Below are 16,954 nucleotides of genomic sequence, written 5' to 3'. Positions count from 1 at the left end.
ATATAGCGACACGACATTGAGAACACACATGCAAATTCTAAAACAGCCTTTATTCCATTTCATTTTGATCGGGGTTGCCATTTTCGGCTGGTTTGCATGGGTTTCCCCGCAACAGGACGTAGTTGAAGAGACCGACACGATCACAGTCGATGGTAACGATGTCGCCCTTCTGAAAACACGTTTCCAAAACAGCTGGAACCGCCCACCGACGGAAGACGAGGTAAAGGCCCTGATTGACGGGGCGATCCGCGAAGAAGTTCTTGTGCGCGAAGCACGCAAGCTGGGGCTGGATCAAGGTGATCAGGTCATCCGTGCTCGCCTGGCGCAGAAGATGGATTTTCTGACTGACGCAATCGCGGCTTCGATCGAACCCGAGCCCGAAGTGTTGCAGACCTTTCTGAACGAAAACCCAGAACGGTTTACCAAACCGGCACAGATTGCTTTTGATCAGATCTACCTGAACGAGAACGCCGATCCGGATGCCATCGAACGCACGATCGAGGCTGCAAACAATCAGCAGGACTGGAGCAGCATCGGAGCGACAACTTTGCTTCCAAAGTCGATGCCCCTGACGGTAGTGCGCGCGGTGGACGCAAACTTTGGCACTGGCTTTTCGGCGGCCCTGAGATCGTTGGAGCCAGGCAACTGGTCCGGCCCAGTCCGATCCGCATATGGTATCCACGTCGTTCGCGTTACAGACAAACAAGACCCCATATTGCCAAAGCTGGAAGATATCCGCGATACCGTTTTACTGGAATGGCGCCGCGAAGCCGGGTCGGACCTAGCGCAGGCGCAATATGAAAGCCTGGCGTCGAATTACCAGGTCGAAACACCCGACATGGATAAGGCGGTCGAATGAAGCGGCTCTTTTGCCTGTTATTCCCGGGCTGGCTGATGTTCGCCGCACAAGCGGGACATGCACATGCACTTGACCCCGGTTATTTGGACCTGCGGCAATTGGCCAGCAACACCTGGCAAGTGCTATGGCGCAAGCCTGATGTGAATGGCCGCCCCATGGGTATCGATGCCATATTACCCGCTCACTGTGCCCAAAACCGAGGACCCGAGCCACGGTCCGACGGAACAGCTTGGATCGCGACCTGGGTTCTTGAATGCGAGGACGATATCGCCGGTCACACCATCACCATTGAAGGGCTGGAGCAACAACGAAACGACGTTCTGCTGCGCATCCAACCTATCTCGACGGAACCATCTACTTTGCGGTTCACACCCGAGACGCCTGCTTTGATCATACCAGAACAGCCAACGACCTGGTCGGTTCTGAGCAGTTACTTCCGCCTTGGGTTCGAACATATTCTGGAAGGTTGGGATCACCTTCTGTTTGTTTTCGCCTTGTTTGTGCTGGTTCGCGACCCATGGCGGCTGGTCGGGGCAGTGACCGCCTTTACCGTCGCGCATTCCATTACGCTGGCGCTTGCCACACTAGGCGTTCTGAACGTGCCCGGCCCACCGGTCGAAGCCGTGATCGCCTTGTCAATCGTGTTCCTCGCTCTGGAAATCCTCAACCGAAAAGATGGTGAGCTACGCCTGTCCGAACAATATCCCTGGATCGTCTGCTTTTGCTTCGGGCTGTTGCACGGGCTGGGATTTGCCGGCGCGCTGGCCGATATTGGAGTTCCAACTGAGGATATCTTCGCCGCACTGCTGGCCTTCAACATCGGGGTCGAGGCCGGGCAGCTTTTGTTTATTGCCGGACTGTCGGCCCTGATCTTGGTGTGGCGCCTTACGCTGCCCACAATTTCCCAAAGGGCTGGCGTAGTCGCCGTACCCGTCACAGGATATGCCATCGGCTGCGTGTCGATGTACTGGTTGGTTGAACGCGTCAGCGGGTTTTGATTGGAGCGACCGCTACTTCGCGGCCTCTTGCTGCTGCAGTAAACGCGCCTGAACCCGGTCCGTTTCCATCTGAGCCCAGCCTTCGTTGGTTAGTTTCTGGTGCTTGCGTGCCTCGATCAATACCTGCTGGGCACCCTCGGGATCACCGGCTTTCAAAATCAGCTCGGCGATTAAAGTCAAAAGGAACGGTTTGTAGTTCCCCGCGCCGCTGTCCCACCAGGCCTCGGCCGCCTGACGTACCGCGCTGATGTTGTTAATGGTCGGCACATCATAAGCAGTCGCCCAACTGCGCCACAGATTGGCAGTAACAGTCATGAAGGTAAACGAGTGCCTCTCGGACACCTCTTCAAGCTGTTGAGCGGCTTTCAAAACATGATCCGGTTCACGACGCAAAGTATGCAACATGCAAAGATAGGTCAGCGCCTGGGCGATACTGTGGGCATGCTTTAGGTCCTTGGCGGCATCGACGGCCCTTCGCTGGATATCAACGGCTCGGTCAGGGTCGCCTTTCAACCACAGCGCCATGCTTAAAAAACACGACGTTATCGCTGCGTGGTCGGATCCGTAGACATAAGCAAGCCGTCCATGCAGATCGGGTTGATAAAGGTCCATCGCCAACTGTAGATGTTCATGCGCCGCGTCCAGATCACCGATATGCAGCAAGACCGCCCCCATCGCGCGATGGGCAATCATGACATGATGCGCCTCGTCAGAATGACCTGCCAGATCGAGGATTTGCCGCGCTGCGTCCTTTGCCAAATCATATTCGGCCCGCACCAAATGGAACGAATAAAGGCCATTGAGAACAGGAAACAGGTTCTCGGTCTCGTCCAAGCGATTGCACAGCTTTCGAATTCGGGCATAGACAGCGCCCGTTTCGTCGGCGGCAATGCCAGCCGTCGAACGGGTCACACCCGCGCAAAGCACTTGTATCTCGACCTCTTTGCGGTCGCGTTCAACGGTGCTTTCCAATTCGTGCAACTGCTGTATCGCATGTCCCAGCTGGGTCACCGCTTCGACATTCGCAGAGCGCTCGGCTGCGCGTTGGCCTGCAAGGTGCCACTGTTCGATGGCCTCGCGGGGCATTTTCGCCATGGTGTAGTGGTGCGCCAGAACTTCGGGGCCTGCATCTGCGTGACTATGCGTTCCGTGATGCAAGGCCTCTGCTACGCGCGCATGCAACCCGCGGCGTTCGCTTTTCAGGAGACTGTTATAGGCCGTGTCACGAATAAGAGCGTGACGGTAGGCAAATGTCTCTTCTGCCTTTTTCTGCGCCACGGTGACAATGCCCGCGTCGACCAGCAGATCCAGACCCGCGCGTAACGCTTTATCCCCAAACCCGGACACGCCGGAAATCAATTGATAGGTGAAATGCGGGCCGATCACGGAACCGATTTGTGCGACTTCCTTCGCCGAACTCAAACGGTCCAATCGCGCCATCAACGCATCCTGTAACGTGCTGGGGACCAAAGGTGCAGGACCGGGCGCGCCATCCAACCCAAGTGCATCTGCCCGATCGGCCAATTGACCAGATTCCAGCAAATCTTTTGTCACCTCTTCAACATAGAGGGGAACACCGTTCGTCCGCCCCGCGATCACGCCGAACATTTCGGGCGAGATCGGCTTATCCCCAGCCACCTGATGAACAATCTCGCGGACCTGCGCGAAATCCAACTGCCGGAGAGGGACATGAGTGACGTTGGGCTTGGCGGCCCAATCCGGATCAAAAGCCGTCCGGTACGTCATGACGATCAGAACCGGTACTTCCTGAATTCTGTCCACGATCCGGTCAAGCAAGGTTTTCGTCGTCGGATCAATCCAATGCGCGTCTTCAATGAGGCACAGTATGGGCTTTCGCGCGGCCCGTGCAATAAGCTGACCGGCTAACATGTCCAAGGTCTGATCCATGACTTGCTGTGGCGTCAGATCAAGCGAACCAAGTTGGTCTTCGAATGGAACAGACAAAAGCGCCGCTGCCAGCTTCACGCTGTGGTCAGGCGGATTTTCCAAATGTTTGGCAATTTTCCTGAGCCGGACACTCCCTGTATCATCAGCACGCAGGTCCGCAGCGTTTTCAATCTGACGGATCACAGGGTAGAGCGCACTTGTCTCATGATACGGTGAGCACTGAAACCGCACTTGCAACGCTTCTGCCTTGGCAACACCCAACCGCAGCTCTTCGATCAAGCGGGATTTACCGATACCTGCTTCGCCGGATACCAATGCGACCTGCCCCTGGCCTGCCCGGGCCAGCGCCAATTTGCTGCGCAGAATGTCAAACTCCCGGTCTCGTCCAATCAACGGGCGCAACGCGGTACTGTCCGTCGTCATGAACCGGCTGATCGTCTCTCGTGTTCCGGTGACCTGCCATGCCTCAACCTCTTTCGCGAAGCCTTTGAGTTTGAACGCACCGCGCAAAACATACTCGAACGCGTCGCCTGCCAGTTGGTGCGTGGTCGGAGCGACGATCAGAGTGCCTGGATCGGCCATAGCCTGAAGGCGCGCTGCCAGGTTTGGCGTTTCGCCCATGGCGGTGCCGTCTTCAAACATGTTCTCACCGCGCAGGTCACCGACAACGACCAACCCCGTCGCGATCCCTATCCGCACTTCGAGCTTTGCGTGGGTCCGAACTTCCGGCATTTCCTGAATGATCCTCAGCCCCGCACGTATCGCGCGTTCGGGGTCATCCTCATGCGCATGCGGAAAGCCAAAAAAGACCATGATGCCATCGCCATAATAACTTGCGATATGACCGTCGTACGCAGCCACAGCCGCCGCGCAGGTTTCCTTGAACAGGCGCAGAACCTCGGCCAGATCCTCAGGGTCCAAGCGCTGCGCGATCTCGGTGGACCCGACGAGGTCGATGAACATGACAGTCAACTGCCGCCGTTCGGCAACGATTGTCGGGCTGAGGGTCGAATGTAGTGACGGAACGCCGGCCCCGGATTGTTCGCGCAAGGCTTTTGCAAACCGTCGCCGTGGCCCAAGCGGCAGTCCAATTGCGACAAGATCGTCTTCTGTCAGCTCAGGCAGATCACCCACCACTATTTCATGACGGGCGAAGGCCTCGGCGTATTTTGACAGGCCGTTTTTTTCCAGCCAGATCTCGATTTCAGACATGCAATCGTTTCATTTGCGTCAATCCAAACAGGGCTCAGTCAAGCGAACCTTCCCTGATCGCGCCCAGGATATCGGAATTGCCGGTTCAGTTACCGGCGTGACCGACAGGGCTTGTCACCATCAAGGACGACCCCAAGGCTTTGGTCAAGTGAAACGAAAAAGGCGGGTCCACAGTCGAAATTGGGCAGAACGAACGCGACGGAAAGGTGGCAACCAAAGACGATACGCTCTTAACTCGGACGAAATCCGGAGATAAACGGGAGGCGGCCGGTACGACCGGTTCGAAAATCGATTGATCATCAAAGCGCTGAAAATCGTCACAGGCACGCTTATTCTGGGTGTCGTCGCAATTGTGGGTTATCTGCTGATCTCCCCGCCTGACCTCTTAAAGGTTGGGACGAACTATTCGGCCAAGATCGTCTGTTCCAACGTCTTCATTGCGGGGCGCGACCCGGAAGACGTTCTGACCGTCGATGTTCAGGCCCCGGGGCACCCACTGCTTAAGCAGATCTCGATCGATGTGGACGCCGAAGCCCAAACCGTGACCGCGCGGATTTTCCGGTTCTTTGCCGCCGCGACCTCGCAATACCGCGAGGGGCTTGGCTGCACCAATGTCCATGACGCGACGCTCAGCGACGCGGCCCTGACCGCGATTGAACCCTTGCCCACTGGAATCTGGCCCGTCGGTAACGAAGTTCAACTGTCACAAGATCCTGAAGTTGCGCGTGTCCTGGCGGATGGCACACTTCTGGGCGAAGGATACCGCGCCGTGGTTGTCGTGCGGGATGGGCGTATCGTTGGCGAAACCTATGCGGAGGGGTTTGATGAAAACACGCCTTTGCTTGGGTGGTCGATGACCAAGACAGTTACTGCGGGCCTGATCGGTACCCTGATCAAATCCGACCAGATGTCGCTGGAGGATACGCTGACTGACAGTTATCCGGACTGGACAAAGGACGGACGCAAAAACATCACCCTTAAGGACATGCTGGCCATGTCCAGTGGCCTGCAATGGAATGAGGAATATGGCGACGTCTCGGACGTGACCAAGATGCTGTATCTTAATGATGACATGGCAGATTTTGTCTCGGGCCGCCCGGCGGAAAGTGAGATTGGCGCGGATTTCAACTACTCTTCGGGGACAACTACAGCCCTGTCGCGCGTCTGGCAGGACAAACTGACCGATGGCAGTCTGACCTATCCACAAGAGGCGCTGTTCGAACCATTGGGCATGACATCCGTCGTGCTCGAGACCGATGCGGCGGACACATTTGTCGGTTCCAGCTATATGTATGCCACTGCGCGCGACTGGGCGCGTTTTGGGCAACTGCTATTGCAGAAAGGCGAATGGAACGACCAACAAATCCTGCCCGAGGATTTTACGGACTGGATGTTTGAGCCGGTTGCCGCATCTGACGGAATGTACGCCAAAGGTCATCTGTGGCTGGACTCTCCGGGTGGGTTACCACCCTATGAAGATGCCGTCTGGCTTCAGGGGCATGACGGGCAGTTTATCGGCGTGTTTCCATCCCAGGACATGGTCGTTGTGCGGCTGGGTCTGACGCCCTCCTGGCACGGATATTCCTCGTTGCCGCTGGCCGAGGCGCTCATCTCTGTCTTGCAGGATTGATAAGAAGGACCCGCGCGTCGGGCCCTTTTGTCATTCCAGAATTTGCGTTGCAATACCGGTGCTTGTCAGCTCGTCTTCTACAAGGGCATAGATCTGATCCGGCGGCGTGTTCAGAGAATACAACATCAATGCAGGATCGACACCCATGTCGATCAGATGCTGCATCGTCTCGCCCTGCCCTTTCTGGATGCTTTCAACGGCAAAGACCACGGGGATCAGGCGCGGTTGGTCATAGTAATGCTGATGAAGTCCGACAATGCCTTGCAGTGACACGATACGCGCGACCCCACCGGCCAGAATATATGGACAGGCGGACATGCAGACCGCGCCGGGCAGTACGGCCGATGACAACCCGGCCTCGCGTATCTGCCCGCCAATCAACAAAGCTTCGGACACTTGGCCGCCCGGGCTGTGCAGCGCGATCAGGTCGGGTTGTTCCTGCATCTCGGACAAATAAGTATCGAACCGATCAGCATCACCTGTTTCGATCTGACCACTCACCAGAAGGACCCGCCCCAGATCACCGGCTTGTTTTTCAGTAAATTCCAACCGCGTGGGAAAGCTCTGAGGCACCGGCACATCCGGCGGTTGGTCCTGCGGCAACAGCGACGGATCGGTGCGGTCAGTGCGGTACTCGCGCCGCTGATCCCCTGGTGAGATGGGGCCTGTCGGCAGTTCAACCCTTGGCGTGAACGGGCTGGAGACAACGTTGGCCACATCCGACAGGATCAGAATACCTGCGATCACCAGCTGGATCACTAGCACGTATCGCAGCCCCCTGCGCACATCAATTCGGGACAGGAAGCCCATTATGTTTCGTCTTTTTTCGACGTGGCCCGATCAAGGATTGCGGCATCTGCGACGCCCATGGTTGCCTCGACATCTTTCATCGCATTCATGGCCGCACGCAGGTCAGACAGCGTTAACGTGTCCTCAATGCTCATACCGTCCTTCCCGCTTCGGATGGCGGCTTGGGTGATCGCCAGCACGAACACAAGAACGGCGGGCAGCAGGTCGATTGCGATGGCTCCGGCCCAGGACGGCACAAAGTTGTGCGCATACTTGATTACCGCATCTGCACTGGAAATGGGATTATAGGCCGTCTCAATTGGCGGCTCGATCTCCAGAACCTCTTCAGCAGCGGTCCGAAGGGTTTTGCCACGCTGATCAAGTGCGTTCAGGACCGAGTTGATGGTCGATGACTGGGCATCGCGCACCTCGGAACTGCGCCCATCAAGTTCGGGCAGCACGACCGACGACGGCAAATCCCCGGCTGCGCGCGCAACAAGCGGTGCCACATTGTACTGGTTCAGACGCGAAATCACCCCGGCCAGCTTGACGCTTTCTTCGGAAAACTGCACTGACCGGCGATCAACCGGTCCTGGAGCAACAGTAAGCTCACGCATCCGGGCGAGGATTTCGTTGCCCTGCTGGAACGCATCTTCGATCAGCGGCTGTTGATTGGCGATCTGCTCTTCCAGATTGCGCAGCTCTTCGGCCTTTTGGGTCAGCACGCGGAACACTGCCCCACGGCCCGCCGTGCCCGAAAGATCACCGGATTGCTCCAGCTCGGCCAGTTCTTCGAAGCTTTGACGCGCGCGTTCGACCTCGCGCCCCAGCGCCTGTCCGCTGAGTGCAATGTCGTGCGCCTGCTCAAGCGCCGCCTGGTAGTCGCGCACGGTGTTTTCAAGGTGCTGTTCGACCGCAGCCGCTCCGGCCAGGGCAGCAGCGTTAAGCCAGCTGGACATGGCGATGATTGCAACGGATCCAACGATCGTCGAGATCGTCAGGCCAATGAAACCGCTGGCCGTGCGCATCGACGGCAGTAAGCGCAGCATATAGCTCCAGAACACAAAGATGCCGACCGACACCGCGATCGAATAGGCGACCGCTGCGAAGAAGGTCACCGCGCCGTTGTCTTCCAACAGTGACGAAACACCCAGGTAAGTGTAAATTCCCGAAGCGATCGCCAAAACACCCAAAGCGGCGGGCGTGAACGTGTCCAACCAGACTAGATGCGCCTCAAGCTCCTTGGCCGTCCGCAGCCCCCTCGCCTCCTCCGCGGTCAGGCGGTCCCTGGTCTCTGTCATGTCACCCCACGCTCCAATTCTTTAATCTTGGTTAATCACTAGATAATAACGCACGGGACCATTTGATATGGTCCTGTGCGTAACTTCAAGTTGAGCGGGTTGGGGCGAAGTTGTTTGATCGTCGCTGGATTACCCGGACGGATCCAAAACACCGGTGAGCCCAGCATGACAGAACTGCAACAGGTTCCGGATTGCACCCTCGGTGTCGCGTTTTTGGTCAGGGCCGGAAAGTGCCCCGATCCGCCATTCCGACGTGCACAACGCCAGCATGGACGACACCGAAAAAACCAGCGCCCCAGCAACGTTCGCCGGGTCGGCCTTGGGGTATTTTGTGCACAGCTTTTGGACGACCAGCGAGGCGACGGGATCAAAATGGGTTTTCGCCAGTGTATGCCAACGTGCATCAGCGGAAACTATCGCCACAATGCGCGCATAGGCCAGCCATTGGGGATCATTACTGAATGCGCGGGTCAACAACGGCCTCATGAAGGCTGACATCAGGTCCGCGGCGTCCCAATCGCCGCACTCCTCCAATCGGCTGATGGTTTCACGGCGCTCTTGCGATAGTTCACTGGCGCGACGCGCAACGATGCGTTCAAAAAGCTCATCTTTTGGACCGCCGTGAAAGTTCACGTTGGCCTTCTGAACCTGCGCCCGCTCGGCGATGTCGCGAATCGAGGCACCGTCGAATCCCTGCTCGGCAAAGACCAGTTCCGCAGCGTCAAGAATACGCTCCCGAGCCGCAATGGATCGCTGCGAGGGCGCCCTTTTTCTTTCTTTTACAGCGTGTTGTGCCATTTCAAAAACTAATTTGCCTTATTTCGAACGATCGTTCAAGATAAATAGTGTCGCAGGAGGAGAGACGGATGGAACAGGTGCAAGTCGGAGCGGGCCAGCCGGTCACGGTGAAGGCCCGCCCGGAAGAGTGTTTTGCTCTGATCGGAGCTGGGCCCATGGGTCTGGCAATGGCCAAGACACTTGTCGAGCAGGGAGTGCCATTTCAAGGATTTGAACTGGCTGACGATGTGGGTGGTCTGTGGAACATCGATGCCCCTCGGTCTACGATGTACGAGACCGCCCACCTCATATCGTCCAAGAAAATGACCGAATTCACCGACTTCCCTATGCAGGAAGAAACGGCGGAGTATCCATCACATCGCGAGCTCAAGACGTATTTCCACGACTTCGCAAACGCATTTGACCTGTATCAGCACTATCACTTTGGTGCCGAGGTCCTGAGTACCACACCGCTGGATGCAGGCGGATGGGAGGTGAAATGGCGTGACAAGGCAGGCACTGAGCACTGCCAGATCTTTGCGGGTATCCTGATCGCCAACGGCACATTGTCCGAACCCAACCTACCCAAGTTTGAGGGAGAGTTTTCAGGCGAGCTGATCCACGCCTCGGACTATCGTTATCCGACGCAATTCACAGGCAAGCGGGTTCTGGTCATCGGTGCCGGAAACTCGGGCTGCGATATCGCGGTTGACGCCATTCACCACGGGCAGTCCTGCGATATCTCGATGCGCCGGGGGTACTATTTTGTACCCAAATACGTCTTCGGTGTTCCTGCCGACACGATGGGCGGGAAGATCAAACTGCCCATGTGGCTGAAACGAAAAGTCGACGGTGCAATCCTGAAATGGTTCGTGGGTGATCCGCAGAAATATGGCTTTCCCAAGCCAGATTACGCCCTGTACGAGTCCCACCCCGTCGTCAACTCGCTGATCCTGTTCCACGCCGGGCATGGCGATTTGAAGGTGCGCCCTGACATTGAAAGATTTGACGGCAAGACGGTCCATTTCCGTGATGGCACCAGTGCTGAATACGACATGGTTCTGGCCGCGACCGGATATAAACTGCACTACCCGTTCATCGATAAGTCACACTTGAATTGGCAGGGCGACGCCCCGCACCTGTACCTGAACTGCATGCACCCAACCCGCGATGATCTGTTCATTCTGGGAATGATCGAGGCGTCGGGCCTTGGGTGGCAAGGGCGGCACGAACAGGCCGAGATGGTGGCGCGCTATATCGCGGGTCTAAGATCCGGAAACTCTGCCGCAAAGACCATTCACTCGACCAAATCCCAAAAATTCGAACGTGCGACCGGCGGCATGAACTATATCGACCTGCCCCGGATGGCCTACTATGTCGACAAAGCGACCTACCGCGGTGAAGTGACCCGACAGATCGCGGCGCTGAAAGCGGCCCAGTCATGAACGGGATCGACGATGTCGCGCTGAACTTCGATGCAGGCAACCTAAAGCTGCTGAACGTCATCCTTGCCGTCGTGATGTTCTCAATCGCGCTGGATCTTAGGATGGATGACTTTCGCCGGATCCTGCGCGGACCGAAACCGTTGCTTGTAGGGCTGGCGTCCCAGTTTTTGGTTCTACCCGCACTCACCTTTCTGATGCTGCTGGTGGTCAATCCACTACCGTCGGTCGCGATGGGGCTGATCCTTGTAGCGGCCTGCCCGGGAGGGAACATCTCGAATTTCATGACGCACCGTGCTGGCGGAAACGTGGCGCTTTCGGTGTCGATGACAGCTTTCGCAACCGTCGGCGCGATCATCATCACGCCCGCTAATGTTGCGCTGTGGGGGAATCTTTACGCTCCAACACGAGAAATCCTGCAAAGGACAGAAATCGACCCGATCGCAGTGGCCATTACGGTCGGCTTCATGCTGATCCTACCGCTGATCCTTGGCATGCTGGTCAATGCGCGTTTCACAGCCGTCGCCGATAAATTCCGCCGCCCGATGCAGTGGCTCTCGATGGCGATCTTCATCACTTTCATCCTAGTGGCGCTCGCCGCGAACTGGGGAATTTTCCAACATTTTGCGACCGCGATCATCGGAATCGTCATCCTGCATAACGCGCTGGCTTTTATGGGCGGGTATCTGACCGCGACGGCCGCCAACCTGTCGGAACGCGACCGCCGGTCTGTCACAATCGAAACTGGGATACAGAACTCGGGCCTTGGCCTCATCCTGATTTTCGCCTTTTTCGGAGGGCTTGGCGGAATGGCGGTGGCCGCCGCACTTTGGGGCATCTGGCACGCAATCTCGGGGTTGGCTCTGGCTGCCTTCTTCGCAAGACGAGAGGTGCCCGAATGCGCCACATCCTGATCACCGGGGCCGCCGGTGCGGTGGGAACTGCCCTGCTGCAACGACTGGGCAACCGCGCCGACGTCACAATCACCGCAACAGATATTCAAGAGCCCGCCAACTTGCCAAAAAATGCACGGTTCGTACGGATGGATGTCACCGGCAACGCGCCTCTCAACGTCATACTGGTCGAAGAACCGGACACCATTGTTCATCTGGCGTCCATCGTGACCCCCGGTCCGAGCTCGACCAGAGACCATGAATATCAGGTTGATGTCGAAGGTACCCGAAATGTGCTGAGTGCGGCGATTGCCGCCGGGGTCAAGCGTTTGGTGGTTACCTCTTCGGGGGCCGCTTATGGGTATCATGCCGATAACCCGGTTCCCTTGCGCGAAACGGATGCGATACGAGGCAATCAGGAGTTTGCCTATTCCTGGCACAAGCGGCTGGTCGAAGAAATGCTGGCCGAAGCCAGACAAACCACGCCCGGCCTCGAACAGGTAGTTCTGCGCGTGGGCACTGTGCTGGGGCCAAAGGTTGAAAATCAGATAACGGCCCTGTTTCACAAACCCCGTCTGCTGGGGCTGAAAGGATCAGACAGCCCGTTTGTGTTCATCTGGGATGAAGATCTGGCCGATATCCTGGTTCGTGCGGCGACTGACGGGCCTGCCGGCGTTTTCAACGTTGCCGGCGACGGCGCGCTGACCATCTCACAGATCGCATCACAGATGAGCAAACCGTTGCGTCGGCTATCTCCGGCGGTGGTCAGGGCCGCTCTGACCATTGCCCGCCCGCTGCGCCTGTCGCGTTATGGCCCAGAGCAAGTGCGTTTTCTTCTGTATCGCCCTGTATTGAACAATGCCGCGCTGAAAGGCGAATTCGGCTATCACCCCAAATTCACGAGTGCCGAGGCGTTCGATCGCTGGTGGGAGGCTACCCAATGAAACCAACCGCTGTCATTACAGGAGGAGCCGGAGGGTTGGGCCGTGCATTGTCCGCCGCGCTTAGGGCCGACGGTTGGCATACCGCATTGATTGATTTACCGGGGCAAGAACTTGACGCGCTTGCCAATCAGGATGACGTCAGCATCTATGCCTGTGATCTGACCAACGCGGACCAGTGCAAAGACACTTGCGCCCGGATCATTGCGGCAAGAGACTCCATAGATCTGGTGATCTACAATGCAGGTGTCTCGCAGATTTCCGCGTTTTCGGACAGCGATATGCGCTCGCACCGAAACTTGTTCGAAATCAACTATTTCGCTGCAATTTCTTGCGCTCAGGATTTTCTGGACGCGGTCAGGAAAGCCAAGGGTACGCACCTTGCGATCTCTTCCGTTGCAGGTTTTGCACCCCTCATTCATCGAACCGCCTATGCAGCCAGCAAACACGCGATGGAGGGGTTCTTTAAGTCCCTTCGCGCCGAGGAATCCGCCCACGGGGTTCGCGTTTCCATCGCCGCGCCATCCTTTGTTGCGACCAATATTGGGCGACCCGAAACTGCTGACGATGGGTTCGTTCGTCCCGGCTCAGCCTCAGATGGTATCGACTATATGGAGCCGGAAGCAGCGGCGCAGGTAATCTTGCAAGGTTACCGGCGACGTAAAGACTACATCCCAGTCGGGCGGATCGCACAGATCGCCAATCTGCTAAACCGTCTGGCACCAAAGCTCTATTTCCGTCAGATGATGCGGACAGTAGGTAAGCGACGAACGCCTTGACCTTTCAACTTACCGAAGCCTCTAACACGGATTTTAGCTTTTGTGCATCAATCGGCTTGTGCAGCAAAAGGTAGCCTGCCGTCTTGCAAGAGGCTGCCAATTCGGTCGAACGATCAGCGGAAATAATGCAACCGGGCAGTTGCCCGAATTCGCGTGTCAGTTCGGCGATGGCTTCGGTACCGGTCTTGCCGCCGTCCAGTTGAAAATCGGCGACAATGACATCCGGTAAAATCCCGATCTCGTGCAGCAGGTTTGCCGCCTCATCTTTACTGGCCGCTTCCAATACCTGAACGCCCCAGTTTTCCATCGTCATGCACAGCGCGCCGCGCAGGTTGTCATCGTTTTCAATCAGCAAGGCAACCGTCCTGTGCAGCACGTCCGAGCGCGACTGTATCGACGGCTCACCACTATTCAGCGCATCGCGTGCCTGGCCTGCTGATGGAACCGTGATTGAAAAAACGGTTCCGCGCCCCAGTTCGGACTGCAAATGTATCGGATGTTTCAGCAAACCACAGGCGCGCTCCACAATGGCAAGGCCCAAACCCATCCCTTCGGCCGCACTGGCGTCTGAATGAATACGTTTAAACTCTTGAAAAACAACGTCTCTCTGGTCTGGCGCGATCCCAATCCCTGTATCCCAAACCTGGATCGAAACGGTCTTCCCCAGTCGTCTTACACCGACCAGAACCCTGCCCATTTCCGTGTAACGGATCGCATTTGACAGCAGGTTTTGCAGAACACGCCGCAGGTAACTGGCATCACTTCTGACAACTGTATCAGTGCCGACAAATCGCAACCCAAGCCCCTTGGCTTGCGCCATAGGCCTAAAGGCGTCCTCCATCTGGGAAAAAAGCTCACCGACCGGGACCGAGGATAAGTGAACCGATGCCCGTCCGGAATCCAGTTTCGAAATATCCAGCAGCGCCTCAAGAATGTGTTCGACACTGTTTAGGGCGCTCTCTGCTTTCACCGCGACCGCGCGCGCATCGGCCTTGTCCAATCCACTGCCCAATGTCGAGACGTAGAGTTTTGCAGCCGACAGAGGTTGCAACAGATCATGGCTGGCCGCTGCGACAAAGCGCGATTTTGATGCGTTCGCGCGTTCTGCCTCGTTCAGCGCGTCCGCAAGCTCCATTGTCCGCGATGCAACGCGCTGTTCCAACAGTTCCTTGGCCTCGACCAGGGCTTGCGCGGACTTTCTTTCAGCCGTCACATCAGTGAAGGAAATCACGAAACCCCGATCCGGCATTTCTTGCGCGAAGACTGACAATATCTTGGCACGACCGCCGTGCATCTGGAACTGCAACGGCGGGCGCTCGGTCGAGCGATTGACCCAGGCCAGCAGGTCGGCGTCGCTCACACCCCCCTCAAAACTGACGGTCGCGCTTAACCGGTGAAACAACGTCTGGAACGGTGCTCCCATCTGAAATTGCGCATTGGGAATGGCCAGAAGTTCGCTAGCGCGGTTGTTCCACCCGACCAGACGCAGCTTGCTGTCAAAGATACAAACCCCCTGATCGATATGTTCCAGTGTCGCGCGGATCAGCCGGGCCTGGTCATCTAGGATACGATCCCTTTCCTGCCGTTCGACCCGCATGATGTCGGTTACATCCGTCTGCAAAATAACGGTACCGCCATCCGGCGTCCGGTGTTCGGACACCTGCATCCAGCGGTTGCCACTAAGGCGGATGTTGAAGACGACGTGATCTTCAGCATGGCGCGCCATGCGTCGTTGCACCCAGTCTTTTGGGGATACTACTCCAGGCAGGGACAGAAACCTGGACTGGCTGACCAACCCGACATAATCGGTGAACCGCAGCCCCGGTGTCAGCTTGGTTTGGATGTCAGGCATATGCAGGCCAAAGCGGCTATTGCACAGAACCATTTCTTCATCTCGGTTGAACAGCGCAAACCCTTCCTGCACCGCCTCGATCGCATTGGCGAGGTTTGCGCGGGCGGCTTCGGTTTCCTGATTGGCCTGCGCGAGGCGCGCGTTCGAATCGTTGAGCAAGTCCAACGCCCGTTCAAGGTCATCCGTACGCGCCCGCACTTCTTGTTCAAGCGTGGCAGCCCGTTGAAACTGTGCGTAAGCCGCGCCCGAGGCGTCAGTGGATTCCTCGACCCGTCGCATCAGGGCCGCGACGATCTTCAGCAGCTTTTCATTTTGCCGATCAAGCGGATCATTGGGGTCGGTCAGGGATTCAATCATCGCCTACCCGTCTTCCGGGGGGTAAATCGCGACGCCGGTCAGCGTCTGGTTCACATGGATCGAATTGAATTGCTCGCCATAGGTCGAAAACCCTACGACATGGTTCTCAGAAAGCAGTCGCGAAATCTCGCGCGTCTTTTGCTTTTCCTGTGCCTCCAGCCGGCGCAGGATGCAATCGCAGCCCAGGATCGTGTCCGGACGGGTGGTCTGTGTCAGCGCAGCGATTTCTTCTTCGAGATGCGAAACCATGTCGCGAGGTTCGGCCAGCGTCAGCACCAGCCCCTCATCAATCGCGGAAAAGAACACAAGGTCACCATTGCCCGCGACGCGCTGGATGGCCCGTACATGATGCTGGCCGCCGATCTGCACAACCAGCGGGTGGGCCGCAAAGGTAAAGGTCGTCAGCTGTTCAGGGTCTTTTCCAAGTAGACGGGCATATTCGCGCGCGGCTGGCTCGGCGTTGATTTCCTGCACGATACGGTTTGCCGGATCGGCCTTGGTGACAACCATACGCCGCGCCGTTGGCACCAGGTGATCCGTCTTGAACACTTTGATCGGGCAGCGCGTGCGAACCTGCGTCAGGATCGCCGCGTTCTGCATGGCCTGACCGTCCATCAACACATAGGTCGCGCCGAAACGGGTTCCGTCCCCTGCGGACCCGCCGAACAAGGGCACCGGCCCCAGTCCAACGGCGAGTTCCGACGTCAGCGCATCCTCTTTCGTCGACAGCCCGTCGATCATCAAAAAGGAAAACTCGTGTTTCCAATCCGGTGCGGACGCCGCCATTCCGTTACGGTTGCGGATCATCTGGTCAATGATGTCCTGCGCCGAGAAATTCCCAAGGTCGGGCACCAGCAGAGTGCGCACCTCGAAATGCGAAGACGGTAATCCGATGGCGACAATCTGATCTTCGCCATAGCCGCAATCTGCAAGCTCGCCCGCTGTGGTGCATCCGATCACCGGCGCTGGCGCAAAAGCATCGACTGCCTCGGAAATAACCGCCGCCGCATCCGCGCCGGAGCTCACGAACAGAATAACCAAGGACAAAAGATCATCGCCCAAGGATCCGGCGAGTTTTTCAATCGCCTGATCCGTTTCGCGATGTACAAAGCCCGTTTTGACGATACCTGGCGCACGGGCAGCAGCTGTCGCCCACCCGACTGCTTGGTTCATCCTGCCCTCCTCCCTGAAGCGCAACGTTTTCATATGATATGGC

General features: G+C 57.2%; 13 protein-coding genes. 7 read left to right on the top strand and 6 right to left on the bottom strand.

Features of this window, described 5'->3' with window-relative positions:
• Window positions 1–28 precede the first annotated feature (28 nt).
• Window positions 29–859, top strand: coding sequence for a peptidyl-prolyl cis-trans isomerase (locus AC2FIB_RS00730; protein WP_496841507.1), 831 nt, complete (start codon window positions 29–31; stop codon window positions 857–859).
• The gene (locus tag AC2FIB_RS00725; RefSeq protein WP_496732889.1) at window positions 856–1,857 is read left to right on the top strand and encodes a HupE/UreJ family protein; all 1,002 of its coding nucleotides are present in this window, start codon (window positions 856–858) and stop codon (window positions 1,855–1,857) included. Before AC2FIB_RS00730 ends, AC2FIB_RS00725 begins: the two co-directional genes overlap by 4 nt.
• A gap of 12 nt (window positions 1,858–1,869) precedes the next feature.
• Here AC2FIB_RS00725 and AC2FIB_RS00720 read toward each other — a convergent pair whose 3' ends face one another.
• Window positions 1,870–4,977 carry an ATP-binding protein gene (locus AC2FIB_RS00720; protein ID WP_496841505.1) on the bottom strand — a complete coding sequence of 1,036 codons (3,108 nt, stop codon included), beginning with the start codon at window positions 4,975–4,977 and terminating at the stop codon, window positions 1,870–1,872.
• A gap of 292 nt (window positions 4,978–5,269) precedes the next feature.
• Between AC2FIB_RS00720 and AC2FIB_RS00715 the strand changes: the two genes are divergently transcribed.
• Complete coding sequence (locus AC2FIB_RS00715; protein WP_496732887.1) at window positions 5,270–6,607, top strand: serine hydrolase domain-containing protein; 1,338 nt, start codon at window positions 5,270–5,272, stop codon at window positions 6,605–6,607.
• 30 nt (window positions 6,608–6,637) lie between these two features.
• Here the strand turns inward: AC2FIB_RS00715 and AC2FIB_RS00710 are convergent, their stop codons facing one another.
• The 3 genes from AC2FIB_RS00710 to AC2FIB_RS00700 all read right to left on the bottom strand — a co-directional run bounded on the left by AC2FIB_RS00710 (window position 6,638) and on the right by AC2FIB_RS00700 (window position 9,495).
• The gene (locus AC2FIB_RS00710; RefSeq protein ID WP_496732886.1) at window positions 6,638–7,417 is read right to left on the bottom strand and encodes a COG3904 family protein; all 780 of its coding nucleotides are present in this window, start codon (window positions 7,415–7,417) and stop codon (window positions 6,638–6,640) included.
• Window positions 7,417–8,697 (bottom strand): hypothetical protein, encoded by a 1,281-nt coding sequence (locus tag AC2FIB_RS00705; RefSeq protein WP_496841503.1) that lies wholly within the window; start codon window positions 8,695–8,697, stop codon window positions 7,417–7,419. The genes AC2FIB_RS00710 and AC2FIB_RS00705 overlap by 1 nt, the downstream gene beginning before the upstream one ends.
• Window positions 8,698–8,826: 129 nt before the next feature.
• A complete protein-coding gene (locus AC2FIB_RS00700) occupies window positions 8,827–9,495 on the bottom strand; it encodes a TetR/AcrR family transcriptional regulator (protein WP_496732884.1) in 669 nt (222 codons plus the stop codon).
• A 68-nt stretch (window positions 9,496–9,563) separates the two neighbouring features.
• Here AC2FIB_RS00700 and AC2FIB_RS00695 point away from each other — a divergent pair, with 68 nt between their 5' ends.
• Genes AC2FIB_RS00695 through AC2FIB_RS00680 form a run of 4 tightly spaced genes read left to right on the top strand, consistent with a single transcriptional unit; the run spans window position 9,564 to window position 13,529 of the window.
• Window positions 9,564–10,919, top strand: a complete 1,356-nt coding sequence (locus AC2FIB_RS00695) for a flavin-containing monooxygenase (protein WP_496841500.1) — start codon at window positions 9,564–9,566, stop codon at window positions 10,917–10,919.
• Window positions 10,916–11,830, top strand: a complete 915-nt coding sequence (locus AC2FIB_RS00690; RefSeq protein WP_496841499.1) for a bile acid:sodium symporter family protein — start codon at window positions 10,916–10,918, stop codon at window positions 11,828–11,830. The genes AC2FIB_RS00695 and AC2FIB_RS00690 overlap by 4 nt, the downstream gene beginning before the upstream one ends.
• Window positions 11,815–12,753: an SDR family oxidoreductase gene (locus AC2FIB_RS00685; protein ID WP_496841497.1), complete on the top strand. Its 939-nt coding sequence runs from the start codon at window positions 11,815–11,817 to the stop codon at window positions 12,751–12,753. The genes AC2FIB_RS00690 and AC2FIB_RS00685 overlap by 16 nt, the downstream gene beginning before the upstream one ends.
• A complete protein-coding gene (locus AC2FIB_RS00680) occupies window positions 12,750–13,529 on the top strand; it encodes an SDR family NAD(P)-dependent oxidoreductase (RefSeq protein ID WP_496841495.1) in 780 nt (259 codons plus the stop codon). The genes AC2FIB_RS00685 and AC2FIB_RS00680 overlap by 4 nt, the downstream gene beginning before the upstream one ends.
• A gap of 4 nt (window positions 13,530–13,533) precedes the next feature.
• Here AC2FIB_RS00680 and AC2FIB_RS00675 read toward each other — a convergent pair whose 3' ends face one another.
• The gene (locus AC2FIB_RS00675; protein ID WP_496841493.1) at window positions 13,534–15,738 is read right to left on the bottom strand and encodes a hybrid sensor histidine kinase/response regulator; all 2,205 of its coding nucleotides are present in this window, start codon (window positions 15,736–15,738) and stop codon (window positions 13,534–13,536) included.
• Between the two features lie 3 nt (window positions 15,739–15,741).
• Window positions 15,742–16,911: an FIST N-terminal domain-containing protein gene (locus tag AC2FIB_RS00670; RefSeq protein ID WP_496841491.1), complete on the bottom strand. Its 1,170-nt coding sequence runs from the start codon at window positions 16,909–16,911 to the stop codon at window positions 15,742–15,744.
• Between the last annotated feature and the right edge of the window lie 43 nt (window positions 16,912–16,954).

The organism is Ruegeria sp. YTSA072, from assembly GCF_059610285.1.
This window is presented reverse-complemented; position numbering and strand designations above follow the sequence as displayed.